Below are 26278 nucleotides of genomic sequence, written 5' to 3'. Positions count from 1 at the left end.
AGCACGCAGACGTGATCGGGACGCGCGCTGTTGGGCGCTCGCGGCGTTGACAGCGCTCGGTGACTGATCCACCCCGCGATATCGGGGCCTTCTGAACGGTATCGCGCATGCGAAATCTGCGGTGGCTGGCCGCCCTGCCCTTCCTCGGGATCCTGGTCGGCCCGTTCTTCCTGAACCGGGTCGAGCCCTTCGTGTTCGGCTTGCCGCTGCTCCTGGCCTGGCTGGTATTCTGCGTGATCGGAACCTCGGCCGTGATGGGGGTGATCTACCTGACCGACCCTCAGAACCGCGCGCCGGAGGATCCCCGATGAGCGTCGCGCTCGTCATCGTGGCCGCCGGCTTCGCGCTGGCGATCGGCCTCGGACTCTACGCGCGGGTCGGCCGCGAGATGGGGCTGGAGCAGTGGACCGTGGGCGGGCGCGGCTTCGGCACCGCCCTGGTCTTCCTGCTGATGGCCGGGGAGATCTACACGACCTTCACGTTCCTCGGCGGCTCCGGCATCGCCTACGGGAAGGGCGGCCCGGCCTACTACATCCTCTGCTACCTGACGCTCGCCTACGTCACCTCGTACTGGCTGCTGCCGCCGGTCTGGCGCTACGCCAAGCAGCACAACCTCTACACCCAGCCCGACTTCTTCGCGCGCAAGTACGGCAGCCGCGCGCTCGGCATGCTGGTGGCGCTCGTGGGGATCGTCGCCCTCGTTCCCTACCTCGTGCTGCAGTTCAAGGGCCTCGGGATCATCGTCTCCACGGCGTCCTACGGCGCGATCTCGTCGACCGCGGCGGTCTGGATCGGCGCGGCCGCGCTCACCGCCTACGTGGTGGTGTCGGGCGTGCACGGCTCCGCCTGGACGGCGGTGATCAAGGACACCAGCATCCTGTTCGTGGTGGTGTTCCTCGGGATCTACCTGCCGGTGCACTACTACGGCGGCTACGAGGGCCTGTTCGCGGCGATCGAGGCGGCCAAGCCCGGGTTCCTGGCCCTGCCCGACCGCGGCCAGAGCCCGGTGTGGTTCACCACCACGGTCCTGCTCACCGCGCTCGGCGGCTACATGTGGCCCCACACCTTCGCGTCGCTCTACACGGCGCGCGAGCCGGGCGCCTTCCGCCGCAACGCCGTGATCCTGCCGATCTACCAGCTGATCAACCTGTTCGTGTTCGTGATCGGCTTCACCGCCGTGATGCAGGTGCCGGGCCTGGCGGGGCCCGACGTCGACCTCTCGCTGTTCAAGCTCTCCCTCGCGACCTTCCCGCCGTGGGTGATCGGGCTGATCGGCGCCACCGGCGTCCTCACCGCCCTCGTCCCGGGCTCCATGATCCTGATCGCCGGCGCCACGCTGGTCGCGAACAACCTCGTCCGACCGCTGCGCCCCGGCATGGATGACGCCGCCACCGCGCGGCTCTGCAAGATCCTCGTGCCGGTGCTCGCGCTGGTCTGCGTCGGTTTCACCCTCTCGGGCGGCGACACGATCGTGCAGCTCCTGCTCATGGGCTACAACTTCGTGACGCAGCTCTTCCCCTGCTTCATCACCAGCCTGATGCGCCGCAATCCCCTCGACCGCCGCGCCGCGATCGCCGGCATCGTCGCGGGCGTGGCCACCGTGGCGGTGACGGTCCTGTCCGGGTTCAGCTTGGCGAAGCTGCCGGTCCTGGGACCGCTCCAGGACGTGAATGTCGGCGTCGTGGCGCTGGTGGTGAACGTCATCGTGACGGTCGTCGCGGCCCAGGTGCTGAGGGGCGGCGCGACCGCCGCGCAGGCCGCGGAGTGACGCGGCTCAGCGCTGCCCGCGTCGGCCGGTGAGCCAGGATGCCAGCAGCACCGCGACGCTCACCAGCACGACGAGGAGCGTCGAGGCCGCGTTGATCTCCGGATTCACGCCCAGCCGGACTTGGCTGTAGAGCCGCATCGGCAGGGTGGTCGAGCCCGGGCCGGAGACGAAGCTCGCGATCACCAAGTCGTCGAGCGACAGGGTGAAGGCGAGGAGCGCGCCGGCCGCCAGGGCGGGCGCCAGCAGCGGCAGCGTCACGGTCACGAGCACGCGGCCCGGCGCCGCGCCGAGATCGGCCGCGGCCTCCTCGAGAGACCGGTCGAGGCCGCGCAGGCGCGCGCCGACCACCACCGCCACGAAGCCGGTGCAGAAGGTCGTGTGGGCGATGACGATCGTCGCGAGGCCGCGGTCCAGCCCGATCCCGATGAACATGAGCAGGAGCGACAGGCCGATCATCACCTCCGGCATCACGATCGGCCCGAAGACGAGACCGGTAAACAGGGCGCGCCCGCGGAACCGGCCGTGCCGCTCCAGAGCGAGGGCCGCCAGCGTGCCGAGGATCGTGGCGAGCAGGCTCGCGAGGAAAGCGACCTTGAGGGAAACCCAGGCGGCCGACAGGAGCGGCGCGTCGGCGAGCAGGGCGCCGTACCAGCGGGTCGAGAACCCGCCCCAGACCGTCACCATCGGCGAGGCGTTGAACGAGTAGGCGATCAGCACCAGGATCGGCCCGTACAGGAAGCCCAGGCCGGCCGCCAGGGCGGTGCGGGTCACCCAGCTCACGGCGCCTCACCCTCGCCCGCGCGCAAGCTGTCCCGGAACAGCACCACCGGTCCGATGACGATGAGGAGGATCAGCACGGCGACTGCCGAGGCCAGCGGCCAGTCGCGGTTCGAGAAGAACTCGCTCCAGAGCACCCGGCCGAGCATGAGCGTCTCCGACCCGCCGAGCAGGTCCGGGATGACGAATTCGCCGACCATCGGGATGAAGCAGAGTCCCGCGCCGGCCGCGATCCCCGGCAGGCTGAGCGGCACGGTCACGGTCCAGAACACCCGGCTCGGCGCGGCGCCGAGATCGGCCGCGGCCTCGCGCAGGGCCGGATCGAGGCGGTTCATCACCGCGTAGAGCGGCAGCACCATGAAGGGCAGGTAGGCGTAGACGAGGCCGACGATCACCGCCGCGTCGGTGTTGAGGATCATCAGCGGCGCGTCGATCAGGCCGAGGCGGCGCAGAGCGAGATTCAGCAGCCCTTCGGGCTTCAGGATCGCGATCCAGGCGTAGACCCGGATGAGGAAGCTCGTCCAGAACGGCACGATCACCAGCGCCACGAGCAGCGGCTGCCAGCGCGCCGGCGCCCGCGCCAGGGCATAGGCGAGCGGCGTCCCGAGGCCGACGAGGATCAGGCTGGCGACGCCGGCGTAGGTCAGGGAGCCGAGGGCGGCGTCGCGGTAGAGCGGATCGGCGGCGAGCGTCAGGTAATTGTCGAAGTTCAGGGCCTCGAGGAAGGCCGACCAGCCGTCGATCCCGCCGCGCCAGTCGAGCAGCGGCAGGTAGGGCGGGATCGCCGTCGCCGACTCCGACAGGCTGATCTTGAGGGTGATGGCGAAGGGCAGCAGGAAGAACGCCGCCAGCCACAGGAAGGGCGGCAGGCGCAGCGTGCCCCCGGCGCCCGGGATGATCCCGAGCTTGATCTCCGGCAGCCCGATCCTGGCCGACGGGGCGGCGACGCGGCCGTGACAGGCCATTGCCAGTTCCAGGCCGCCGCCGAGCGCCGCGCCGCCGATCGCCGCCACCACCGGCTTCGGGCTGGCGTNGGCGACGCCCCCGCCTCCGCGGGCTGCCCGCTCGCCCGGAGCGTCGCGCCGTCGGGCAGGCGCAGCGTCCGGCGCACCCGGTCACCCAGGAACACGCTGTCGGAGACGACCACCGGGAGTCCCTCCGCGCCCAGCACCACGTCCGCGGGCCGCACCGCGACCACGACTGCGGCGCCCTCCGCGAGCGCGGGCTCGGCGACGCCCCGCACGGTGCCGTACGCGGTCTCGACCGTGCGGACCGCGTCGGGGCCCGCGGGCCCGAGCCGGCCGGGGATGAGGTTCACGTCGCCGAGCAGGCCGGCCACGAAGCGGCTCGCCGGGCGCCGGTAGAGATCGGCCGGCGGCCCGACCTGGATCAGGCGGCCCGCCTCCATGACGCCGATCCGGTCGGCGAGCATCATCGCCTCCTCGGGATCGTGCGTGACGACGACGAAGGCGGTGCCGAGGCGGCGCTGGACCGCGCGCAGCTCGCCCTGCGTCTCCTCGCGCAGGCCGCGGTCGAGCGCCCCGAGCGGCTCGTCGAGCAGCAGCAGCTTCGGCTCCCGGGCGAGCGCGCGGGCCAGGGCGACCCGCTGCCGCTGCCCGCCCGAGAGCGTCTCGGGGCGACGGTCGCCGAAACCGTCCAGGCGGACGAGCTTGAGCAGCTCCGACACGCGTTTCGCCAGGGCCGCGCGGTCCGAACCCTTCAGGCCGTAGCCGATATTGCCCGCCACGCTCATGTGCGGGAACAGGGCGTAGGATTGGAACATCATGTTGACCGGCCGCCGATGGGGCGGCAGCGCGGTGAGATCCTGCTCGCCCAGCAGGATCCGCCCCGCGGTCGGGCTCTCGAAACCCGCGATCATCCGCAGGAGGGTACTCTTGCCGCAGCCGGACGGGCCGAGCAGGCAGAAGAACTCCCCCGCTTCGAGGTCGAGGGACACGGCGTCCACGGCCCGATGGGGGCCGAAGCGCTTGCTCAGCTCCTCGAGCCGCAGGCGCGGCGCCGGCCGGTCGGTCAACGGATCAGGAATCCTCGCGCAGCGCCTCGGCCACGCGCGCTTCCAGGAGGTCCGGCCGGCGCAGGACCAGGGCGCCGCGGGTGCGGTCGACCAGTCCCTCGGCCGCCATCGCGGTGAATTCCCGGGTCACCTGCTCGCGGCGGCAGCCGATCCGCGCGGCGAGGACGTGGTGGTAGGGAGGGGGCGAGACCACCCGCTCGCCCGTCGTCCCGGTGCGGGGCACGGAGAGGCGCAGCAGCTCGGCGTAGAGCCGGTGCTTGAGGTCGAGCAGGGCGTGCTCCATGAGCCGCGTGTTCAGCTCGCGCACGCGCTTGGCCAGGAGCCGGAACAGCCGGTCGGCGATCGCCTCGGAGGCGAACACGATCTGCCGGAAGACCGGCGCCGGCACGACGCAGACCTCGCCGCGCGTCAGCGCCGTGACGTTGGCCGAGCGGCCGATCCCGTCGATGGCGGCGAGTTCGCCGAAGAACGCCCCGCCCCGCATCTCACCCAGGATGACTTCCTTGCCGGACTGGGTCCGGTTCAGGATGCGGACCTCGCCGGAGGCGATGAAGTACACGTCGGTCGAGATGTCGTCGAAGTCGACGAGGACCTCGTTCTCGTCGAAGCGGCGCCAGTGGCAGCGGGGCTCGTAGGGGCTGAGCTCGATGCCGGGATCCTTAAAGAAGGGTATTGTCCCCAACCGCGCCATCGATCGTGTTCCCTCAACTCCGGCCTCCGTCCCTGCCCTGACGGGGGCCGGCCAGCAGATCTGGGGACGGGAGCAGCCCGCACAGTGAAGCCGCGCCCCGCCGGGGCGGTGCTGGATCGATCGGGCAGGCGCAATCGTGACGGTCGCGGGCGGGGCGGTCAAGCCGCGCGCCAATGAACAGGAGTTTATTAGCGTGGATCAGGTATGAGGGCTAAATTCCTGGCCCGCCGAGGCGGGCGGTACCGATGCATCAAGACGTTCCCTTCCCGCGCTCCCCAACCTCCACCGGACCCCGCCAGCAGGCGACGCTCGCGCACTCCTTCGAGCGGTCGGGCCGCAGCCTCCATTCCGGTCGTCACGCCACGGTCCGCGTCAGCCCGGCCCCGGCCGGCCACGGCGTCGTCTTCCGCCGCCACCTGCGGGACGGCCGGGCCGTCGACGTCCCCGCTCACTGGCACTACCGGGAATCGCAGCCGCTCTCCTCGGCGCTGCGGCGGGACGGCGTCCTGGTGCGCACGATCGAGCACCTCATGGCCTCGCTCAGCGCGCTGCGGATCGACAACGTGCTGGCCGAGATCGACGCCGACGAGCTGCCGATCTTCGACGGGAGCGCGACCCCCTGGTGCGAGGCGATCCGGGCCGCGGGTCGGCGCGAGCAGGGCTTGCCCTGCCGGGTGATCCGCCTGCTGCGCACCGTGGCGGTCGAGAACGGGCGGCGGCGCCTGCAGATCGAACCGGGTCCGGGCCTGCACATCACCGGCCACGTCGCGCTGGCGCATTTCGGGTCGATCGACTGGTCGGGCCCGATCACGCCGGACTCCTTCCAGCGGGAGATCGCGCCGGCGCGCAGCTTCGGGCGATACGTGCGGGCCATGGCGGGCCGCGCCTACGGCTACGTCATGCGAAACGACTTCCTGCAGGGCGTCTCGCCCCGGTCGGCCGCGCTGCTCGTGCGCGGGCGCGTGCTGGGCGGGATGCGGGTCGCCGACGAGCCGGTCCGTCATCGCATCCTCGACCTTATCGGAGACCTCGCGCTGGCGGGCCATCCGGTCGAGGGCCGGATCACGGCCTTCCACACGGGCCATGAGCTCAACCACGCCCTTGTCGCCGCGCTGATGCGGGACAGCACAGCCTGGCAACTCGTCTGACTTGCCGGCCGCCGACCGGGTGCGCTCCCAGGGAGGGCTCTCGGCCGGGCGCTCAGGCGGAAGCGCGGTGGGGTGTCTCGCAGGCGACCGCGACCGCGCCGAAGGCGCGGACCAGGTCCGCGTCCAGCTTCGTCATCATCGACTCGAGGATCGCGTAGGCCTCGCGCGGGGACTTCGGCGCCTTGTAGGGGCGAGCCTCGATCAGCGCGGCGAAGATATCGCAGATGGTGATCAGCCGGACGAGGTCCGGGATCTGCTCCCCGCGCAGGCCGTCCGGATAGCCCGAGCCGTCGAGATACTCGTGGTGCGAGCGCACCACCGACAGTGTCAGCGCGTCGTAGTCGCCCGTGAGGAGCATCTCGTGTCCGAGCGCCGGGTGGCGATCCATCTCCGCGCGCTCCGCCGGTGTCAGCGGCGCGGGCTTGTTCAGGATCGCCAGGGGGATCTTGGCTTTCCCGATGTCGTGGAGCAGCGCGCCTTTGACGAGGTACCGGGAATCGGCCTCGTTGAGCCCCAGGACGCGGGCGAACTCGGCCGCGATGCCGGCCACGCTGAGGCAGTGACGGTGCGTGACGTCGTCGAAGCTCGCCACGACCCTGAGCCAGTCGCGCACCTTGGCCTCGCGGATCGCTTGGTTGACCAAGTCGGCACCGTTCTCGACCATCGCGGCCGCAGGGACACGATCGGCGCGGAACAGGCTGACGAAGGCCGCGCGGGCATCGTTCACGTTCCGACGCCAGTCCCCGGTCCGCTGCGGAGCCTTGGCGGAGCTGGTCAGCGTCGCGACCGCGTTCAGCAACATCGCGCTGGCCGCGGCCGCCGGCATCGCGCGGGTCGCGCCGAGGGCGGTGGCCTGGATCTCGCCGCGACCGAGATTGCCGTGGATCAATGCCAGGAACGGGATGCCGGGGCCGCGCGCGGTGGACAAGGCTTGCCGCAGGCGGCGCACGGATTCGGAGGTCAGCGCACTGACATCGCTGATGATCAGCGCGGCCCCCCGCGGCGGCAGGGCGTCGCCGTAGAGGTCGTGCAGCACGACGGACGTGACGCCGCCGAGATTGCGCGCGAGCCGCTCGCCGCGCTCGACGTCGTCGGTCAGGATCAGGGTCTCGCCCAAGATTCCCCCCTGTGGCTCGCCCCGTGCCCGGGTGCTTCACCGGCTCGCGTGTTGACGCTTCAGGACCGACGAACGAGCTATCATCGCCTATATGCACAGCACTCGCCGCAGCTTTGACGGCATTCCGTTAAAATTCCGATTGCCGAAGCTGTTGATCACAGTTTCAAATAGAGGTTGAAACTGAGAGGGCGGCTTGCCGCCGAGACGGCGCGCCGTCCGCGCGGCGGGGGCGCTTGCCTCGCGGCGCCCGGACCGCCAGAACGCCGGCATGCTGCGCGTCAACGACCTCACCTATCGCATCGGCGACCGTCTGATCCTCGATTCCGCGAGCTTCACGATCCCGGAGGGCGCCCGCGTCGGGCTCGTCGGGCGCAACGGGGCCGGCAAGACCACCCTGTTCAAGGCCATTCTCGGCGACCTCCCGGTCGACGCGAAGGCGGTGGCGCTACCCAGAGGCATGCGGATCGGCGCCGTCGCCCAGGAGGCACCGGCCGGGCCGGAGACGCTGCACGCGGTCGTTCTGGCCGCCGACACGGAGCGCGCCCGCCTGATGGCGGAGGCCGAGCACGCGGACGGGCTGCGCCGGGCCGAGATCGAGACGCGGCTCGTGGATATCGGCGCCCACTCGGCGCCGGCCCGGGCCGCCGCGATCCTGCACGGGCTGGGCTTCGACGCGGCGGCCCAGGCACGGCCCTGCGCGGACTTCTCCGGCGGCTGGCGGATGCGCGTGGCGCTCGCCGCAGTCCTGTTCTCGGAGCCGGACCTGCTGCTCCTCGACGAGCCGACCAACTACCTCGACATCGAGGGCACGCTCTGGCTGTACGACTACCTGGAGCGCTACCCGCGCACCGCGATCATCATCAGCCACGACCGCGACCTGCTCGACACGAGCGTCGACCACATCCTGCACCTCGACCGCGGCAAGCTGACGATCTACCGCGGCGGCTACACCAGCTTCGCCAAGCAGCTCTCGGAGAAGCGCGTCCTCCAGGCCAAGGCGAAGGCCAAGCAGGATGCCGAGCGCGCGCACCTGCAGAGCTTCATCGACCGCTTCAAGGCCAAGGCCACCAAGGCGCGGCAGGCCCAGTCGCGGATGAAGCGGCTCGCCAAGATGGAGCCGATCGCGGCGCTCCTCGAGGACGACGTGCCGGTGATCCACCTGCCGAGCCCGGAGAAGCCGCTGTCGCCGCCGATCGTCGCCCTGGAGCGGGTGAAGGCCGGCTACGGGGACCGGATCGTCCTGACCGGCCTCGACCTCAGCCTCGCGCCGGACGACCGGGTCGCGCTGCTGGGCGCCAACGGCAACGGCAAGTCGACCTTCTGCAAGCTGATCGGCGGCCGGCTCGGCCCGGTCGCCGGCGAGGTGAAGCGCTCGTCCAAGATGGAGGTCGCCTACTTCGCCCAGCACCAGCTCGACGAGCTGCGCCCCGCCGAGAGCGCCTACGCGCATGTCCGGACCCTGATGCCGGACGTGCCGGAGGCGAAGGTGCGCAGCGCGACGGCGCGGCTCGGTTTCGGCGCCAACAAGGCCGACACGCCGGTCGAGAAGCTGTCGGGCGGCGAGAAGGCGCGGCTGCTCATGGGGCTCGCGGCCTTCCACGGCCCGCACCTCCTGATCCTCGACGAGCCGACCAACCACCTCGACATCGAGAGCCGGCAGGCTCTCGTGGAGGCGATCAACGACTACGAGGGCGCCGTCATCCTCGTCTCGCACGACCGATTCCTGGTCGAGGCCTGTGCCGACCGGCTCTGGCTGGTCGCGGACGGCACGGTGAAGACCTTCGACGGCGACATGGACGATTACCGGCGCTTCGTCCTGTCGGGGCCCGAGCGGGAGTCCGAGCGCGAGTCCGAGCCGTCCGGCGGCCAGAAGGCCGAGGCGCGCCGCGCCGGCGTCGAGCGCCGCGCGGCCCTCGCGCCCCTGCGCAAGCGGCTGGAGTCGATCGAGGCCCGGATGGCCAAGCTGACCGCGGCGATCCGGAAGATCGACGCGGCCCTGGAGGACGGGTCCGCGTTCCGGGAGAACGCCGCCAAGGCCGGCGAGATCGCCAGGATGCGGTCGGACGCCGCGACCGCGCTCGCCGCCGCCGAGGAGGAGTGGCTGTCGGTCAGCGCGGAGATCGAGGCGGCCTGACGGGGCCGCCCGTCGCCTCACACCGAGGCTTCGATCGCCCGTTCCAGGATGTCGACACCGAGGTCGATTTCCGCGTCGGTGGCGGTCAGCGGCGGGGCGATGCGGAACACGCCGCCCATGCCGGGCAGCTGCACGATGTTCATGCTCAGCCCGAGCGCGAGGCAGCGCCGCGTGATCGCGTCGCCGAGTTCCGGCGCGGGCACTTTCGTGTCCCGGTCGGCCACGATCTCCATGCCCTGCAGGAGGCCGCGCCCGCGCACGTCGCCGATGCAGGCGAAGCGCTGCTGCAGCGCCCGCAGCCGCGCCGCCAGCCGCGCGCCGGCCGTCTGGGCCCGGTCGACCAGGCCGTCGCGCCGGACGATCTCCAGCACCTTGAGTCCGACCGCGGCGGGAAGCGGGTCGGAGACGTGCGTCGTGTAGAACAGGAAGCCGCGCGCGTGGCAGAGATCCTCGATCTCCGGCGTGGTCAGGACCGCCGCGAGGGGCAGGCCGGCGCCCAGGGTCTTCGACAGGGTCAGGATGTCGGGCACCACGCCGTCGCGCTCGCAGGCGAACATCAGGCCGGTGCGGCCGATCCCGGTCTGGGCCTCGTCGAGGATCAGCAGCATGCCCCGCTCGGTGCACTTGCGCTTGAGCGCCGCGAGATAGCCGGGCGGGAGTTCGAGGATGCCCCCGGAGCTGAGGATCGGCTCGGCCAGGAAGGCCGCGAGGTTGCCGGTCGACTGCCGGTCCACCAGGGCGAAGGCGTAGTCGAGCTCGGTCTGCCAGTCGGCGGCCCCGTCGCGCGCGAAGGTCGGGCGGTAGGCGTTCGGTGCGGGGATCGCGAAGGACCCGACGGGGGCCGGGCCGTAACCCTTGCGGCCGGCGCTGTAGGTCGCCGAGGCGGCGCCCGCCGTCATGCCGTGCCACGACTGCGCGAAGCTCACGATCTCCCAGCCGCCGGTGGCGAGCTTGGCCATGCGCAGGGCCGCCTCGTTGGCCTCGGCGCCGGTGGTCAGGAGAAGCGCCCGCTCCAGGCCGCCGGGGGCGAGGCCGGCCAGCGCCGTGGCGAGGTCGACGACCGGCCGGCTCAGCATGCCGCTGAACAGGTGATCCAGGCGGCCGACATGGTCCGAGACGACCGCGGCGATCTCGGGATGACCGTGTCCCAGGATCGCGCTCATCTGGCCGGAGGTGAAGTCGAGGATCTCCCGGCCGTCCGCGTCGTAGACGAAGCTGCCCTGCGCGCGCTCGATGATGACCGGCGCGAAGGCGCCGCCGTAGCGCACGAGGTGCCGGCGGGCGCGCGTCCAGAAATCGGGGTCGTCGTTCCGCGTCGTCATCGAGCCGGGTCCCGTGTCAGGCGCCACCATGCTAGGACCGCCGGCGACACCAGAGAAGCTTATAGTTCTGAAGCGAGGGTTCAGCGATCCTGATGGCCCGGAGCCTCGACATCGACCTCCTGCGCAGCTTCGCCACGGTGGCGGAGACGGGCGCGCTGAGCCGGGCCGCGGAGCGTGTCGGGCGCAGCCAGGCCGCCCTCAGCATGCAGATGAAGCGGCTGGAGGAGCTGGTCGCGCAGCCGCTGCTGCGGCGGACCGGCCGCGGTGCGGTGCTCACCGTCCAGGGCGAGCGCCTCCTCGTCCACGCGCGCCGGATCCTGGCCTCGCACGACGACGCGGTGGCGGAGCTGTGCGGCGGGCGCCTCGACGGCACCCTGCGGTTCGGCTGCCCGGACGATTACGCGCAGGCCTTCCTCCCCGCCCTGCTGCGCGGCTTCGCGCGCCTCCACCCCGACGCGGCGATCGAGGTGGTCTGCGCCGCGACGCCCCGTCTGGAGGATCGGCTCGCCCGCGGCGGGCTCGATCTGGCCCTCGTCTCCGTCCCGCTGGACGGCGGGCGGGAGATCCTCAGGCGCGAGGACCTCGTCTGGGTCGCGCCGCGCGGCGGCGGCGCGCGCTGGCCCGACNGGTCTTCGTCGGCAACGACGCCGTGGTGCCGCCGGGCGCCGTCATTCCCGACGACGTGCTCATCGGCATCAAGTCGAAGCCGCCGGAGAACGCCGCGATGAGCCCCGGCGAGACGTGGTTCGGCTCGCCGCCGATCCGGCTCCCGGCTTCCTCGGACGGCTTCCGCCAGACGACGACGATCTCGTCGTTGTCGACGTTGATCCAGTTGATGTGCGCGCTCGGATGGGCCTGTCGGATCGTCTCGAAATGCGCGCTGTTGCAGAGCAGGAAGACGTCGCTGCCCGTGTCGTCCATGTCGGCCTCGGCCTCGTGCAGGACGGAGCGCAGGATCGGACCCGGCCCTTGCACGGCCCGGTACTTCCGGCCTGCCAGATCCGGGAAGGCGACGCTCCAGGCCGCCGTCACCCGCGGGGAATCGTAGTCCACGACCGTGTCGGTCCCGACGTGGCGGGTCGGGCTGTGGTCTAACCGGGCATCCTCGCTCCAGTTGCGATGGGCGGCGGCGATCGTCTTCGTCGTCTCCGGCGACACGACCGGCGTCGTCGCCGTGGCCGTCGCCATCGCCGCGGCGGCGGCTCGCGTGCCCCGCCGGTCGGTCGCGTCGAGCGCGGCCTCGATCACCCGGATCCGATTCTCGACCAGGGCGAAGACCGCACCGGCCGCCTCCGGCGTGAGCGTGTAGATCGACCGCGGATCCGGCGCCGAGGCGGATTTCACCGCCTGTGTCGGCGCGAGCGCGGCCGCGTCGGCGGCGTGCGTCTTCGGCGAGGCCGCCGCGATCGCCGCCATGGGAGGGACGTAATCCATCGCACAGTCTCCAGCTTTCGACCCGATGCGGAACCCGGCCCTCATCCCGCCCAGCATCTTCGCCCGTGCATCGATCGGTCTTCGACGGTGCTGCGGGGCGTGGGTCGTCGGCCGTCGCGGAGAAGCGGAACCGCGGGCGTCCCACCGACGCGCCGTTCGGTCCTTGCGGACCGAGTCAGGCCGTGCGGAGTGATCGATCCGGAGCCCGCCGCGCCTGTCCGGGCAGCCGGTTACGCGGAGTGGAGGCGAGGGAGGCGGACCACCTCGGTCATCGGGGGCCCGCCGGTCCTCATGACCGCGAACGCCCCATCCGCGAGCTTCATGCCTCGTTGAATCCGATTTGCATCCAACGACTTGACTCTGTCAACGGTGCGCAAGTTGAATCGCTGTATCGTTCCGATCTTTCCGCGCGGCCGTCACCGCGGAATGCGGACGTTGAGTCGTGACGATCTATGCGTTGCTTTACTGGATTCTGCGCGCGATCGGACTGTGTTTCGCGTCATCGGGGCCGTCGGATCGCGCGCCTCGAGCGCCGGTGTTCCACGAAAGCGATCGATGCCGGAGCCTCGGCTGCGCCGCGCGGCGCTCGCGACCCGCGAGGCGTTCGCTACCTCGGGCGCGGCCGTCGCGGCGGCTGAAACGGCGGTTCGGCTCTGCGGGATCCGCATGGGTGCGGTGTTTGCCCGCGGCCCGTGGACATGCGAGAGAGGCCGGATGTTGACCGTCGATAGCCTCTGGCGCGCGCGGCACCGGCTCGCGCAATTCGGGAAGAAGCGGACCGGCTCGCCGCGCATCCTCGTGATCGGCGTCTGCCAGGCCGGATCCATCGCCAAGACGATGCGCTACCTGCTCCCGCACGCGCAGGTAGATTTCGTCTCGGCGTTCACCGCGTCCCGCCGGTTCCCGCGGCTCGCCGACCTGATGGCGCACGCGGACGGGTACGATCACGTCTTCACCAGCATCTACCTGCCCAAATTCAAGGGCGGCGGCACGATCGACACGCTGCGGACCCATCCGAAGGTCCGGCTGATCCCCACCATCGTGTTCAGCGCCTACCATCCCGACCTCGTCCATGTCGGCGTTCAGGATCACGTCACGCTCAACGGCCTGATCTCGGGACCGATGGGGCACTCGCACTCGGCGATCACGCTGTTCGCCTACCTGTCGGGCTTCTCCCAGGCGCAGGCGCTGCGGCTGTTCTCCGAGCCGGTCTTCGAGCGCCTCGGATACTTCAACCTCTGGGACGAGTCGGTCGCGTACCTGCGCGGGCTCGGCGTCCAGGCCGGGTACGATCTCGACACGCACCTCACGCGCTGGGCGCGTCGGGGCTGCTTCATGCACTCGATCAACCACACCAAGCTCTACGTCGTGGCCGACCTCGCCCGCGGCCTGCTGACCCGGGCCGGTGTGCCCTTCGAGGAATGCGACCTCGACGCGTTCCTCCCGGACGATCTCGGCGGTCAGGGCAGCTGGCCGGTCTATCCGGAGATCGCCCAGCACTACGGCGTGCCCGGCAGCGCCCTGTTCTTCAAGGCGGAGACGCGCCGGTCCGGCCCGGCGCGCACGATGAGCCGGCCGGAATTCGTCGCCGCCTCCTACGCGAATTACGACCGGCGCGAGCGGAAGCTCCTGATCTCGCAGCGCGTCCAGGGCTGGCTCAACGATCCGCCGACGGTAGATTTCCTGCGCGAGGCCGCGGGCCGCGGCGACGCGCCGGTGCGGCCCGCGAGTCGGGCCCCGGCGGTGAATGCCGGCAGCCTCGCCGGCCACGCCTCGTAGCGTCCGTCCGGGCACTTCCCAGCCGTCCCGGCGTTGTCGCGCACGGCCCGCCGCCGCGGGATGGACGTCGAGGTGTCCCGATGAGTTCCGTGTCCCGCCATCGCGCCGGTCGCACCGCGACCGCGGCGGCCCTCACGCTCGTCGGCTCGGCCTCGGCCCTGGTCGGTTGGAGCGCGCTCGCGGTGGACCGGCGCATGGCCCTGCCGCCGGCTCTGCCGGGCCGGCACGAGCGGATCCGGTCCCGGCGCGCCGGCGCGCTCTCGCTCTACGGGGCCGCCGAGGCCGAGGGCGTACCGCTCCTGCTGATCCACTCGATCAACGCGGCGGCCAACGCCTACGAGGTCCGGCCGCTGTACCTGCGCTACCGCGGGTCCCGGCCGGTCTACGCCCTGGACCTGCCGGGCTTCGGTTTCTCGGAGCGCTCGCGCCGCGCCTACACGCCGCGCCTGATGGTGGAGGCGATCCACGCGGCCGTCGACGAGATCCGCAGCCGGCACGGCGGCTGGCCGATCGACGCCCTGGCGCTGTCGCTCTCGTGCTCGTTCCTGGCGCGGGCGAGCCTGGAGCGGTCCGACGCGTATCGCAGCCTCGCGCTGATCAGCCCGACCGGGTTCGACGCCCGCCTCTCCGGGGAAGGCCCGCCGGACGGCCACCGCGGCCGCGACTGGCTGCGCCGGGTCCTCGATCGCCCCCCTCTGGGGCGGCCGCTCTTCGACGCCCTGGTGACCCGGCCGAGCATGCGGTTCTTCCTCGAGAAGACCTTCGGCACGTCCGAGATCGACGAGGGCCTCCTCGCCTACGATCACGCCTCGGCCCACCAGCCCGGCGCCGAGCACGCCCCGTTCTGCTTCATCGCGGGCCACCTGTTCCCGACCGACGCGACGCGCCTCTACGAGCGCCTGCGCCTCCCGGTCTGGATGGTGCACGGCGTGCGCGGCGACTTCGTCGACTACCGGCTGGTGCCGCGGGTCGCCGGCCGGCCCAACTGGCGCGTCGAGACCCTGCCGACCGGCGCGTTCCCGCATTTCGAGCAGCCGGAGGCGGTCGCCGCCGGCTACGACTCGTTCCTGGCCGGCATCATTCGCCTGCCGGCGGCTCGACCGGCGTGATCCGGTAGCGCAGCCACACGACGCCGTCCGGCAGGCGCTCGCAGGCCGTCAGGTCGAGCTTGCGCCGGCTGCCCATCGTGTCCGCCTCCTCGCCTGCGAAGTCGAACACGGCCGGCGTTCCGCTCAGGCCGTCGACCGCGGGGGCGAGGAGCAGGCTCAGCTCGTCGATGAGGCCGGCCTTCAGCATCGAGCCGTTGATGCGGCCGCCGCCCTCGACGAGCAGCCGCTCGATCCCGAAGAGGGCCCGCAGCTTCGCGGCCGCCAGGGCGAAGTCGACCGCCCGGTCCCCCGCGAACAGGTAGGACTGGCCGCCGGCCCGGAGCGCGCGCAGGTGCTCATCGGGTACGGACTCGGTGAGCACCACCACGACGTGGTCGCCCTCGATCGCGTCGCGCGCGCCCCAGTCCAGGCGTCCGCGCGCGTCGAGGGCCACGGCGTAGCCGGGCGCGTCGCGGCGGGCGACGTGGTCCTCCCGCGGGATCGGCACGCCGTCGTCGGCGACCGGCTCGGGCAGCGGGTCGGCGCTGTCGGCGTAGCCCTGCATGGTGACGCGGCCGCACATCCAGGCATCGCCCTTCAGGTCGCCGTGGACGCGCTCGTAATGGCTGTCGGCGTCCAGCGTCGTCCAGCGGCGGACCTTGATCCGGCCGTCGACCGACGCGGTCATGTGACAGATCACGTAGGGGCGTTCGGCCGATGCCATGGACGATCCTCGCTCGGCGCGCCGGGATTTCCCGCGCGGGCCAACGCGGAACTAGGCGGCGCGCCGGCCGGGCCCAGCGGAGCGAACGCCGCAGCGACCGGCCTCGGTGGACCCGGCCGGCCCCGGTCCTTAAGGATGAGGACGCCGCACGGAGCGGCGTCCGTGTTGGAATCCGATGATCGACCTGACCCTCGAGGCCGCCCGCACCGTCGTCGACACTGCCCTGCGCGAGGCGCGGGCGCGCGGCCTCAAGCCCCTGGCCGTCGTCGTCTACGACGCCCGCGGCGCCCTCAAGGCGGTCGCGGTCGAGGACGGCACGTCCCTGCGCCGCGCCGAGATCGCCAGCGGGAAGGCCAACGGCGCCCTGGCGCTCGGCCTCGGCTCCCGGGCGATCCACGCGCGGGCGGAGCAGCAGCCCTACTTCGTCGCCGCCGTCACCCACGTCGCCGGGCCCGACGCCCTCGTGCCGGTGCCGGGCGGCGTGCTGATCCGGTCCGGCGAGGGACGTCTCCTCGGCGCGGTCGGCATCTCCGGCGACACCTCCGACAACGACGAGATCTGCGCGGTGGCCGGGATCGAGGCGGCCGGCCTGAAGCCGGATACCGGCGCCTGACCGTGCGCCCGCGCCGGCGCGACTGGCTGGCCGGCGCGATCGCCCTCGCGGCCGTGCGGCCCNCGAGATCTGCGCGGTGGCCGGGATCGAGGCGGCCGGCCTGAGGCCGGATACCGGCGCCTGACCGTGCGCCCGCGCCGGCGCGACTGGCTGGCCGGCGCGATCGCCCTCGCGGCCGTGCGGCCCGCGCGCGCGGCCGACGCGCTCTACCGCCGCGGCAACGACGCCGATCCCGAGACCCTGGACCCGCACCGCTCGTCCACGGTCGCGGAGGCGCATATCCTGCGCGACCTCTGCGACGGGCTGCTCACCTACGACAACCGGGGCGCGATCATCCCGGGCGCGGCGCGCGCCTGGTCGGTCTCCGAGGACGGGATGAGCCTGCACTTCGACCTGCGCCCCGACGGCCGCTGGTCGAACGGCGAGCCGGTCACCGCGGACGACTTCGTCTACGCGTTCCGCCGGATGCTCGACCCGGCCACGGCGGCGAAATACGCCGAGATCCTGTTCCCGATCCGCGCCGCCGCCGCCGTGAACCGCGGCGAGACGCCGGCCGAGACTCTCGGCGTCGCCGCGGAGGCGCCGCTCCGGCTGGCGATCGGCCTGGAGCAGCCGACGCCCTACATCCTGGAACTCCTGACCCACCAGACCGCCCTGCCGGTCCACCGCGCCTCGGTCGAGCGCTACGGCGACAGCTTCACCCGGCCGGGAAACCTCGTGACCAACGGACCGTACCGGCTCGCCGACCGCGTGCCGGGCGGCGCCATCACGCTGGAGGCCAACCCGCACCATCCGGACGCGGCGAGCCTCGCGATCCGGCGCGTCGCCTTCCTGCCGACACCCGACATCGCCGCGTCGGTGCGCCGCTACGCTGCCGGCGAGATCGACTCGCTGTCCGACCTGCCCGTCGACCAGATCGCCGACCTGCGCCGCCGGTTCGGGTCGCAGGTGGTGCTCGGCCCCTCGCTGGGGCTCGCGGCGCTGGTGGTGAACACCCGCAAGGCGCCGTTCTCGGACCGCCGCGTCCGCCGGGCCCTGTCGCTCGTGATCGACCGCGAGTACCTCGCCGACGGCCTCAACGGCGGCACCATGAGCCCGGCCTACTCCCTGTGCCCGCCCGGCCTCGACAATTACCGGACGCCGCCCGAGACCGAGGGCCGCCTCGGCCTGCCGATCGACCACGAGGCGGAGGCGCGCCGGCTGCTCGCGGAGGCGGGGTTCGGCCCGGACCGGCCGCTCACCGTGGAGTACCGGTTCAACATCAGCGACAACAACCGCACCGTCGCGGTGGCGATCGGCGAGATGTGGCGCGACCTCGGGATCGTGACGCGCTACGTCTACACGGACGCGAAGACGCATTTCGCCTACCTGCGCGACGGCGGCGACTTCGATGTCGCCCGCTACAGCTGGATCGCCGACTATTCCGATCCGCAGAACTTCCTGTTCCTGCTCCAGAGCGGGAATGACGGGATGAACGCCGGCCACTGGTCGGACGCGGCCTACGACGCGCTGATGGCGCGGGCCGCCACCGAGCGCGACCTCACCCGCCGGGCCGGCCTGCTCTACGACGCGGAGGCGATCGCCCTGCGCGAGCTGCCCTGGATCCCGCTGATGCACTACCGCTCGAAGGCGCTGATCGCGCCGCGGCTGCACGGCTACCACCCGAACCTGCGCAACGCCGCGCCGACCCGCTTCATGAGGCTCGACGCGTGATCCGCTTCATCCTGCGCCGCCTCCTCCAGGCGGTGCCGACGCTGCTCGCCGTGGTGACCGTCAGCTTCTTCCTGATGCGGCTCGCCCCGGGCGGGCCGTTCGACCTGGAGCGGCCGCTGGCGCCCGCCGCCATGGAGAATCTCCGGCGGGTCTACGGCCTCGACCGGCCGCTGATCGCGCAGTTCGGCAGCTACCTCGCGGCGCTGGCGCGGGGCGACCTCGGTCCGTCCTTCTCGTTCCGCGACCAGAGCGTCCTCGGCCTGATCGCGCGGGGCCTGCCGGTCTCCGCGACGCTGGGCGCCCTCGCCCTCGCGCTCGCCACCGCGCTCGGCGTCGGGCTCGGGATCGCGGCGGCGCTCCGGCGCGGCGGGCTCGTCGACCGGCTCCTCGGCGTCGGGGCCGCCCTGACCCTCTCGCTGCCGAGCTTCGTCGTCGCCCCCCTGCTGCAGATCGCCTTCGGCCTGACCCTGCGCTGGCTGCCGCTCGGCGGCTGGAACGACGGTGCCCCGAGCCACCTGGTCCTGCCGGTGGTGACCCTGGCCCTGCCGCAGGTCGGTGCCCTGGCCCGGCTGACCCGGACCTCGCTCGCCGAGGCCCTGCGGACGCAGCCGGTCCGCACCATGCGCAGCCTCGGCCTGCCGCCGGCCCGCGTCACCCGGCACGCCCTGCGCGGGGCGCTGCTGCCGGTGGTGGCCTATCTCGGACCGCTGGCGGCGGCGCTGCTCACCGGCTCGGTGGTGGTGGAGACGATCTTCGGGCTGCCGGGGATCGGCCGCTACTTCGTCGAGGGCGCGCTCAACCGCGACTACACGCTGGTGATGGGCACCGTCCTGCTCGTCGCCGGGCTGGTGATCCTGCTCAACCTCGCCGCCGACCTCGCCTGCGCGTGGCTAGTGGTGGGTTGGACCGGCCCGCGCGGGCGAAGATGTCGTCGCCGACCGCCTTGTAGATCCAGAAGCAGGGCNTGGTCCTGATCGCCCTCGCCTGCCTGATCGGCCCGGGCCTCACCGGCCACGACCCCGAGCGCGCCTATCCGGACCTGCGCCAGCTCCCGGCCGGCCTCACCGCGCAGCCCGACGCCGACCGTCTCCGGCCGGCGCTCGAGCGCCTGGCCTTCCGCATGCGCGCCCGGCTCGACGCGGTCGAGCGCGAGGGCGACACCCTGCGGCTCACCCTCGGCTCCGACGCGGGCGTCGACCGGCGCAGCCTCGTCTACCTGCCCCGCTCGGCCCTGTTCGGGACGCCGCGCGTGGTCGACGAGCGGGACGGCGGCCGCGGCCTCGTCGTGGCGGTTCCGGTCCGGCGCCTGCACTTCCCCCTCGGCACCGACATCCAGGGCCGCGACCTGCTGACCCGCTGCCTCGTCGCCGGCCGGATCTCGCTGGCGATCGGGCTCGCGGCCAGCCTCGTCGCGCTGCTCATCGGCGTCGCCTACGGGGCGACGGCGGGCTTCGTCGGGGGCGCCGTCGACGCCGTGATGATGCGCGGCGTCGACGTGCTCTACGCCCTCCCCTTCGTGTTCTTCGTGATCCTGCTGCTGGTGTTCTTCCGCCCGAGCCTGCTGCTCATGCTGGTGGCGATCGCCGCGGTGGAGTGGCTCGACATGGCCCGGGTGGTGCGCGCCGTGACGCTGTCGCTGCGCGAGCGCGATTTCGTCCGCGCCGCGCGGGCGCTCGGCCTCGGAACACCCCGCATCATCCTCCGGCACATCGTGCCGAACACCCTCGGCCCTGTGGCCGTGACCGCGACGCTGCTGGTGCCGCAGGTGATCCTGCTGGAGAGCTTCCTGTCGTTCCTCGGGCTCGGCGTGCAGGAGCCGCAGACCAGCTGGGGCGTCCTGATCGCCGAGGGCGCCCGCTCCATCGAGGCGGCGCCGCACCTGCTCGCGGCCCCGGCCGCGCTCCTGATCGCGACCCTGGTGGCGCTCAACCTGATCGGCGACGGCCTCGCGGACGCGCTGGATCCCCGCGGGGAGTGAGTCCGGGGCCGGCGGGGTCCGCGACGTCAGCCCAGTTGCCGGATCGGGGCGCCGGCGAGCCAGGCCTCGATGTCCTCCACCGCCTGGGTGAAGAAGGTCCGGTAGTTGTTGCGCGACACGTAGCCGAGATGCGGCAGCGCCAGCACGTTCGGCAGGCGCCGGAACGGGCTGTCGGCCGGCAGCGGCTCGGTCTCGAACACGTCGAGGCCCGCGCCGGCGATCCAGCCCTCCGCCAGCGCCTGGACCAGCGCGGCCTGGTCGACGATCGGTGCGCGCGAGGTGTTCACGAGGAACGCGTCGCGGCGCATGCGGCGCAGCTCGGCCGCGCCCAGGAGGCCGCGCGTGCGGTCGCCGAGCACGAGGTGGATCGTGACGACGTCGCTGGCCTCCAGCAGCGCCTCCTTCGAGGCCGCCCGCTCCACACCGGCTGCGGCGGCGCGGGCGTCGTCGAGGTTCGGGCTCCAGGCGATCACGCGCATGCCGAAGGCGCGCCCGATCTCGGCCACCCGCGTCCCGATCTTTCCGAGGCCCAGAACGCCGAGCGTCGATCCCGCGAGGTCGGTCCCGATCGTGCTCTGCCAGGGGCCGCCCGCGCGCAGGGTCAGGCTCTCCGGCGCCACGTGACGGGCCAGTCCCAGGATCAGCGCCCAGGTCAGCTCCGTCGGCGGTGTCGGGCTCGACTCCGTCCCGCAGACGACGACGCCGCGCGCCCGGGCCGCCGCGAGGTCGATGGCGAGGTTGCGCATTCCGCTGGTGACGAGCAGCTCGAGCCTGGGCAGCCGTTCCAGCAGCGCCGCCGGGAACGGCGTCCGCTCCCGCATGATCACGAGGATCTCGGCCTGCGCGATCCGCGCCACGAGGTCGTCGGGCTTCGGGATGTGCTGAGCGATCGCCGAGACGGCGACGCGGTCGGACAGGCGCGCCCAGTCCGCGAGCGCGAGGGCCGCCTGCTGGTAATCGTCGAGGATCAGGCAGGTGCGCATGGGGATGGGGTAGGCCTCGGTGAGCGGAGCGTCAACGGACGCCGGACGGCGACGCGCGGCGCCCGGCTCCTACGCCCCGGCCAGGGCCGCGAACGCCGCCGCGACGCGCCGTAGTCCTGGACGCGCGCCACGCCCTGCCCGAGCGCCTCGGGCCACGCGGCGCCGCCGGCGAGGGCCGAGGCCGTCGCGGCGAAGAAGATCGAGCCGAGCACGCCGCTCGACCCACCCACCGCGCGCCCGATCCGCTCGGCGAGCGCCCGGCACAGGGCCGCGGGTTCCGCCTGTGGCAGCCGGTCGAGGTCGGCCTGGACGGCGCGCGCCGCGCCCGCGAAGGTCGTGCCGGCGTCGCCGTCGCCGACCTTGGCATCGAGGCCGTTCAGGGCATCCTCGGCCCCGATCAGCGCCTCCGCGACGGCCCGGATCCGCGCGGCGGTGACGGCGTCGTGCGAGGGCGTGAAGGCCTCGCCCGCGAGCCCCTCGGGCACCGGCCGGAAGATCTGCGGCGCGATCCGCACGGCCGCGGGCCAGGCCGGGACCGGGACGGGCTCCGACAGGGCGCGCTCCAGCGCGTCGTCGAGCGGCAGGACCGACAGCGAGGCACCGTGCATGTCGAGCGCCGTCATCAGCGGCGCCGGCCCGAGCAGCAGGTGGACGCGCCGCCCCAGATCGGTCGCGAGCACGGCGCGGGTGAGGACCTGCATCTCCAGCGCGGAGGCGGAGCCGAGATTGTTCACGAGCAGTGCCAGCCGGTCGGCACCGGACACGGCCCGCGCGAGACGCTCGGCCATCATGCGGGCGAGCTCGCTGACCTTCGGCAGCGCGATGCGCTCCGCGCCGGGCTCGCCGTGGATGCCGAGGCCGAGCTCGGCCTGTCCCTCCGCCAGACGCTCGCTGCGCGGCGAGCCGGGGATCGTGCAGGTCGAGACCGCGATGCCGAGCGACTTCGCCGCCCCGGCGGCGCGTCGGGCGAGCGCCGCCACGGTCTCGAGCGGTTCCCCGGCCTCCGCGGCGTGGCCCGCCACCTTGTGGACGAACAGTGTCCCGGCGACGCCGCGGGGCTGCTTGGCGTCCGGCAGCGCGATGTCGTCCGCGACGATAACGGTCTCGACCCTGTGGCCGAGCGCCCGGGCGCGCTCGGCGGCGAGGCCGAAATTCAGCCGGTCGCCCGCGTAGTTCTTGATGACGAGCAGGCATCCCGCCGGCCCCGTGACCGCGAGGATCCCGGCCAGCACCGCGTCGACGCTCGGCGAGGCGAAGACGTCGCCGCAGACGGCCGCGCTCAGCAGGCCAGGCCCCACGAAGCCCGCATGGGCCGGCTCGTGGCCGGAGCCGCCGCCGGAGATGACCGCGACCGTCCCTGGATCCGGAGCGGCGCGGAGGACGACGCGGATGCCCGGGTCGCCGTCGAGCCGTGCCAAGCGTCCGCTGCTCGCGGCGACGAGGCCGTCGACGGCGTCGTTGACCAGGGTGGAGCGGGCGTCGATGAAGTGGGCCATGGCGTGACCTTCGATGGGGCCGGTCCGCGATTCTGCGCCGGCGGATCCGCGCGCATTGTCCGCCTCGTCGAGCCCTGCTGGCAACGGTCTGCGTCCCCGCGAGTACAGCGCCCCGATCCGCCCAGCGACACGCCGACCGGGGCCCCGCCGCCCCGGCTCGCTTCGCCGCGCGCGCGACGCCGGAGGCCCGGCCCGTCCCCTATTCCTTCACGGCGCCGGTGAGCGCGGAGACGTAGTACTCGACGAAGAACGAGTAGAGGATCACCAGCGGCAGCGAGCCGAGCAGCGCGCCGGCCATCAGCGATCCCCACTTGTAGACGTCGCCGTCCACGAACTCGCTCACCACGGCGATGGGCACCGTCTTGTTCTGCGTCGAGGACAGGAAGGTCAGCGCGTAAATGAACTCGTTCCAGCACAGGGTCAGCGAGAAGATCCCCGCCGAGATCAGCCCCGGGAAGGCGAGCGGCAGGATGATCTTGGTGAGGATCTGCCACCGGCTGGCGCCGTCCATCAGCGCGCATTCCTCCAGCTCGTAGGGAATGGTCTTGAAGTAGCCCATCAGGAGCCACGTCGAGAACGGGATCAGGATCGTCGGGTAGGCGAGGATCAGGGCGATCGGCGAGTCGAACAGGCCGTAGGCCTGGATGATCGTGGCGAGCGGGATGAACAGGATCGAGGGCGGCACGAGGTAGGCGAGGAAGATCGCCGCCCCGACCCAGCCGGCGCCCCGGTAGCGCACCCGGACGCAGGCGTAGGCGGCGAGCACGCTCGCGAACAGCGACAGCACGGTCGCCGCCACCGACACGTACATCGTGTTCCAGAGCCAGCGCGGATACTGCGTCTCGAAGAGGAGCTTGTTGATGTGCTTGAGCGTCGGGTCCACGACCCAGAACGGGTTGAACCGCTCCATGTCGATCAGCTGCTCGTCCGGTTTGATGGCCGTCAGCGCCATCCAGTAGAACGGGAACAGCAGCACGGCGAGGATGAGGAGGAGCGGCAGGTAGGTCGTCACGAGCCGCCGGGGCAACCGTTCGAGATAGGCCATGCCCTCCGAATTGTCGGTGAGCCCGGCGGGCCGCGCCTCCAAGACGGAGTTGAGATGCGGATCGGCGTGGGCGGGCGGTGCGGGCGCGCTCATCGGTCGTTCCCCCCGGATTGCCAGGCCCTGCGCTGCAGGCCGAACCACGAGATGCCGATGGCCGTGAGCAGGAAAGGCACCATGGCGGTGGCGATGGCCGCGCCCTCGCCGAGCGTCCCCGAGAGGATGCCGCGCTGGTACGACAGGGTCGCCATCAGGTGGGTGGCGTTCACCGGGCCGCCGCGCGTCATCGCCCAGATCAGCTGGAAGTCGGTGAAGGTGAACAGCACCGAGAAGGTCATCACGACCGCGATGATCGGGGTCAGGAGCGGCAGGGTGATCCGCGAGAAGATCTGCCAGTTGGAGGCGCCGTCCAGCGTCGCGGCCTCGTAGAGCGAGGGCGAGACCGTCTGGAGGCCGGCGAGCAGCGTGATCGCGATGAACGGCACGCCCCGCCAGATGTTGGCGAAGATCACGCAGGCGCGCGCCATGGCCGGCTCGCCGAGGAAGTCGATGTTGCCGTCGATCACCCCGAGATGCCGCAGAGACCAGGAGATGATCGAGAACTGGCTGTCGAAGATCCACCAGAACGCGATGGCCGACAAAACCGTCGGCACCACGAACGGGATCAGCACGATCGACCGGATGATCGACTTGAACGGCATGTTCTTGTTGAGCAGCAGCGCGAGGTAGAGGCCGACGCCGAACTTCACCACGGACGCCACCGCCGTGTAGAGGCAGGTGTTGAACACCGAGAGCCAGAAGACGTCGTCGTCCCAGAGCCACTCGTAGTTCTCCAGGCCGACGAAGACGCCCTCGCGGCCGATCCGCGCGTTGGTGAAGGACAGCCAGATGCCCTTCAGGAGCGGGTAGGCCAGGAACAGGCCGAGGATCAGCGCGGTCGGCAGCATGAACCAGAAACCCGCCCAGCCGCGGCTCGCGCGCACGCGCTGCCAGGCCGAGCGGGTCGGGATTGCGGCCGGGGCGGGCTGCGTCAGGGCCGTGTGCGCCATGGTCTCGCCTCCGGCGGGTGCGGTCAGGTGTTCCGGAAGATGCGCGTGGCGGCGCGCTCGGCGTTCTTGATCGCGCCCTTCACGTCCTCGCGGCCGGTGCAGTGGCTGGCGAACATGTCGACGATCACGAAGTCGGCCAGCACGGCGGCGATCCGCTCGCTCACCGGCGCGAGGCCGCCCGCCGCCAGGGAGCGCCGCCCGGCCTCGGCGAAGACCGCGTTCTTCGGGTCGCTCGTCCAGATCGGGTTCTTCGGGTAGTTCGACAGCGGCTCGCAGAGGTAACCCTGCGCCGCCTCCAGCCAGGGATTGTAGTTCGCCGCCTCCATCATGAAGGCGATGAAGGCCTTACAGGCGTTCGGCGCCTTGGAGTACTTGAAGGCCAGGATCGGGAAGGCGAGCTGGAACTCGGTGGGCTTGCCGACGGGGCCGATCGGCCAGACCGCGTGGTCCATGTCCTCGGCGAGCTTCGGGTTGTCCTTCTTGGCCGCCGCGTAGATCGAGATGCCGTTGTTGGTCAGGTACAGGTCGCCGGCCAGGAACGCCTTGTTGTTCGACGAATCGTTCCACGACACCGTGCCGGGCACGAAGGTCTCGTACAGGGACTTGACGTATTCGAGCGCCTTGGCGGTCTCGGGCGAGTTGATGACGATCTTCTCGTTGGCGTCGACGAGGTTGCCGCCGTGCGACCACAGCGCCCAGTGGCACCACGTGTTGCCGTCGCCGGTCGCGTGGCCGAGGGCGAAGCCGGCGGGCGTGTTGTTCTTCTTCAGGCCGCGGCAGAGTTCGAGGAAGCCCGCCGTGTCGGTCGGGAACTTGTCGAACCCGGCCTTCTTCATCGCCGAGATGCGGTAGTTCGGGTAGCCGCCGTTGAACGCCACGGGGATCGCGATCCACTTGCCCTTGACCTTGCCGTAGGCCTCCGCGGACGGGAACCAGGGGCCGTACTTCTTGCCGAGGGATTCCGCCACGTCCTCGAGCGGCAGGCACTTGTCGGGGAAGAGCGCCGGGAACGAGAACAGGCCCCAGACCATGTCGGGCCCCTGGCCCGTATTGGCGGCGACCGACGCCTTGGGCTGGATGTCGTCGAAGGACTCGTTGCTCACCGTCACCTTCACGCCCGTCGCCTTCGTGAAGGCGTCGACCAGCTTCATGAAGGCCTCGTCCTCGGCCGGCACGAAGCGCTTCCAGCGCAGGAGCGACAGGCTCGCCCCCGGCTCGGGCTTCCACTCCGTGCTCTGCGCCCAGGCCTTGGCGAAGCCGAGGAGGTCGCTGCCGGCGGCGAGGCCGGTCGCTGCGGCGCCCGCGAGGAGGGACCGGCGATCGAGAACGGACATCGTTTCTTCTCCCTCGGTGATCGTGATCCTGGAGGCGCCGCGCGCCTCGAATC

The 26278-nt window shown here is 71.9% G+C and carries 20 protein-coding genes and 3 pseudogenes; 11 read left to right on the top strand and 12 right to left on the bottom strand.

Annotation, left to right across the window (positions count from 1 at the left end):
- Nucleotides 1-107: 107 nt before the first annotated feature.
- Together MMR14E_RS24575 and MMR14E_RS24570 are read left to right on the top strand one after the other, a co-directional pair.
- The gene (locus MMR14E_RS24575) at nucleotides 108-311 is read left to right on the top strand and encodes a DUF3311 domain-containing protein (protein WP_056528530.1); all 204 of its coding nucleotides are present in this window, start codon (nucleotides 108-110) and stop codon (nucleotides 309-311) included.
- On the top strand, nucleotides 308-1768 hold the full coding sequence (locus tag MMR14E_RS24570; protein WP_331317898.1) for a sodium:solute symporter: 1461 nt from the start codon (nucleotides 308-310) through the stop codon (nucleotides 1766-1768). Before MMR14E_RS24575 ends, MMR14E_RS24570 begins: the two co-directional genes overlap by 4 nt.
- Before the next feature lie 6 nt (nucleotides 1769-1774).
- Here MMR14E_RS24570 and MMR14E_RS24565 read toward each other — a convergent pair whose 3' ends face one another.
- The 4 genes and pseudogenes from MMR14E_RS24565 to MMR14E_RS24550 form a co-directional block, all read right to left on the bottom strand.
- Nucleotides 1775-2548: an ABC transporter permease gene (locus MMR14E_RS24565; RefSeq protein WP_331317896.1), complete on the bottom strand. Its 774-nt coding sequence runs from the start codon at nucleotides 2546-2548 to the stop codon at nucleotides 1775-1777.
- Nucleotides 2545-3522: an ABC transporter permease subunit gene (locus tag MMR14E_RS24560; protein ID WP_419539440.1), complete on the bottom strand. Its 978-nt coding sequence runs from the start codon at nucleotides 3520-3522 to the stop codon at nucleotides 2545-2547. Before MMR14E_RS24560 ends, MMR14E_RS24565 begins: the two co-directional genes overlap by 4 nt.
- 59 nt (nucleotides 3523-3581) lie before the next feature.
- Nucleotides 3582-4580: pseudogene (locus MMR14E_RS24555) on the bottom strand (ABC transporter ATP-binding protein); the annotation flags it as partial.
- Between the two features lie 4 nt (nucleotides 4581-4584).
- Nucleotides 4585-5271 carry a Crp/Fnr family transcriptional regulator gene (locus MMR14E_RS24550; protein ID WP_331290648.1) on the bottom strand — a complete coding sequence of 229 codons (687 nt, stop codon included), beginning with the start codon at nucleotides 5269-5271 and terminating at the stop codon, nucleotides 4585-4587.
- A gap of 245 nt (nucleotides 5272-5516) precedes the next feature.
- Here MMR14E_RS24550 and MMR14E_RS24545 point away from each other — a divergent pair, with 245 nt between their 5' ends.
- Nucleotides 5517-6419, top strand: coding sequence for a UDP-3-O-acyl N-acetylglycosamine deacetylase (locus tag MMR14E_RS24545; RefSeq protein ID WP_331317892.1), 903 nt, complete (start codon nucleotides 5517-5519; stop codon nucleotides 6417-6419).
- A 52-nt stretch (nucleotides 6420-6471) separates the two neighbouring features.
- Here MMR14E_RS24545 and MMR14E_RS24540 read toward each other — a convergent pair whose 3' ends face one another.
- A complete protein-coding gene (locus tag MMR14E_RS24540; protein ID WP_331317890.1) occupies nucleotides 6472-7536 on the bottom strand; it encodes an HD-GYP domain-containing protein in 1065 nt (354 codons plus the stop codon).
- 268 nt (nucleotides 7537-7804) lie between these two features.
- Here MMR14E_RS24540 and MMR14E_RS24535 point away from each other — a divergent pair, with 268 nt between their 5' ends.
- Nucleotides 7805-9670: an ABC-F family ATP-binding cassette domain-containing protein gene (locus tag MMR14E_RS24535; RefSeq protein WP_331317889.1), complete on the top strand. Its 1866-nt coding sequence runs from the start codon at nucleotides 7805-7807 to the stop codon at nucleotides 9668-9670.
- 17 nt (nucleotides 9671-9687) lie between these two features.
- Here the strand turns inward: MMR14E_RS24535 and MMR14E_RS24530 are convergent, their stop codons facing one another.
- The gene (locus tag MMR14E_RS24530; protein WP_331317887.1) at nucleotides 9688-10992 is read right to left on the bottom strand and encodes an aspartate aminotransferase family protein; all 1305 of its coding nucleotides are present in this window, start codon (nucleotides 10990-10992) and stop codon (nucleotides 9688-9690) included.
- 92 nt (nucleotides 10993-11084) lie between these two features.
- Between MMR14E_RS24530 and MMR14E_RS24525 the strand changes: the two are divergent.
- The 3 genes and pseudogenes from MMR14E_RS24525 to MMR14E_RS24515 form a co-directional block, all read left to right on the top strand.
- Nucleotides 11085-11537: pseudogene (locus MMR14E_RS24525) on the top strand (LysR family transcriptional regulator); the annotation flags it as partial.
- 1603 nt (nucleotides 11538-13140) lie between these two features.
- Nucleotides 13141-14205, top strand: coding sequence for a WcbI family polysaccharide biosynthesis putative acetyltransferase (locus MMR14E_RS24520; RefSeq protein WP_331317884.1), 1065 nt, complete (start codon nucleotides 13141-13143; stop codon nucleotides 14203-14205).
- A gap of 80 nt (nucleotides 14206-14285) precedes the next feature.
- The gene (locus tag MMR14E_RS24515; protein ID WP_331317883.1) at nucleotides 14286-15314 is read left to right on the top strand and encodes an alpha/beta hydrolase; all 1029 of its coding nucleotides are present in this window, start codon (nucleotides 14286-14288) and stop codon (nucleotides 15312-15314) included.
- Here MMR14E_RS24515 and MMR14E_RS24510 read toward each other — a convergent pair.
- Complete coding sequence (locus tag MMR14E_RS24510; protein ID WP_331317882.1) at nucleotides 15283-16017, bottom strand: RibD family protein; 735 nt, start codon at nucleotides 16015-16017, stop codon at nucleotides 15283-15285. The genes MMR14E_RS24515 and MMR14E_RS24510 overlap by 32 nt on opposite strands.
- 175 nt (nucleotides 16018-16192) lie before the next feature.
- On the opposite strand from MMR14E_RS24510, the gene MMR14E_RS24505 reads away from it, so the two are divergent.
- The 4 genes and pseudogenes from MMR14E_RS24505 to MMR14E_RS24490 all read left to right on the top strand — a co-directional run.
- Entirely contained in the window at nucleotides 16193-16630 is a 438-nt protein-coding gene (locus MMR14E_RS24505; RefSeq protein ID WP_331317881.1) for a GlcG/HbpS family heme-binding protein, read from the top strand.
- A 126-nt stretch (nucleotides 16631-16756) separates the two neighbouring features.
- Nucleotides 16757-18343 carry a peptide ABC transporter substrate-binding protein gene (locus tag MMR14E_RS24500; RefSeq protein WP_331317880.1) on the top strand — a complete coding sequence of 529 codons (1587 nt, stop codon included), beginning with the start codon at nucleotides 16757-16759 and terminating at the stop codon, nucleotides 18341-18343.
- Entirely contained in the window at nucleotides 18340-19317 is a 978-nt protein-coding gene (locus tag MMR14E_RS24495) for an ABC transporter permease (protein WP_331317879.1), read from the top strand. Before MMR14E_RS24500 ends, MMR14E_RS24495 begins: the two co-directional genes overlap by 4 nt.
- Nucleotides 19311-20321: pseudogene (locus MMR14E_RS24490) on the top strand (ABC transporter permease); the annotation flags it as partial. The gene MMR14E_RS24495 and the pseudogene MMR14E_RS24490, both read left to right, overlap by 7 nt.
- A 26-nt stretch (nucleotides 20322-20347) precedes the next feature.
- Here MMR14E_RS24490 and MMR14E_RS24485 read toward each other — a convergent pair.
- From MMR14E_RS24485 to MMR14E_RS24465, 5 genes are all read right to left on the bottom strand, one after another.
- Nucleotides 20348-21304 (bottom strand): D-2-hydroxyacid dehydrogenase family protein, encoded by a 957-nt coding sequence (locus MMR14E_RS24485; RefSeq protein ID WP_331317878.1) that lies wholly within the window; start codon nucleotides 21302-21304, stop codon nucleotides 20348-20350.
- On the bottom strand, nucleotides 21289-22800 hold the full coding sequence (locus tag MMR14E_RS24480; protein ID WP_331317876.1) for a dihydroxyacetone kinase subunit DhaK: 1512 nt from the start codon (nucleotides 22798-22800) through the stop codon (nucleotides 21289-21291). Before MMR14E_RS24480 ends, MMR14E_RS24485 begins: the two co-directional genes overlap by 16 nt.
- Before the next feature lie 199 nt (nucleotides 22801-22999).
- The gene (locus tag MMR14E_RS24475; protein WP_234082978.1) at nucleotides 23000-23845 is read right to left on the bottom strand and encodes a carbohydrate ABC transporter permease; all 846 of its coding nucleotides are present in this window, start codon (nucleotides 23843-23845) and stop codon (nucleotides 23000-23002) included.
- Nucleotides 23846-23934: 89 nt separating this feature from the next.
- Entirely contained in the window at nucleotides 23935-24891 is a 957-nt protein-coding gene (locus MMR14E_RS24470; RefSeq protein ID WP_331317874.1) for a sugar ABC transporter permease, read from the bottom strand.
- Nucleotides 24892-24914: 23 nt separating this feature from the next.
- The gene (locus tag MMR14E_RS24465; RefSeq protein ID WP_331317872.1) at nucleotides 24915-26225 is read right to left on the bottom strand and encodes an ABC transporter substrate-binding protein; all 1311 of its coding nucleotides are present in this window, start codon (nucleotides 26223-26225) and stop codon (nucleotides 24915-24917) included.
- Nucleotides 26226-26278: the final 53 nt, after the last annotated feature.

It is taken from the genome of Methylobacterium mesophilicum (assembly GCF_036441335.1).
Lineage (GTDB): Bacteria > Pseudomonadota > Alphaproteobacteria > Rhizobiales > Beijerinckiaceae > Methylobacterium > Methylobacterium mesophilicum_B.
This window is presented reverse-complemented; position numbering and strand designations above follow the sequence as displayed.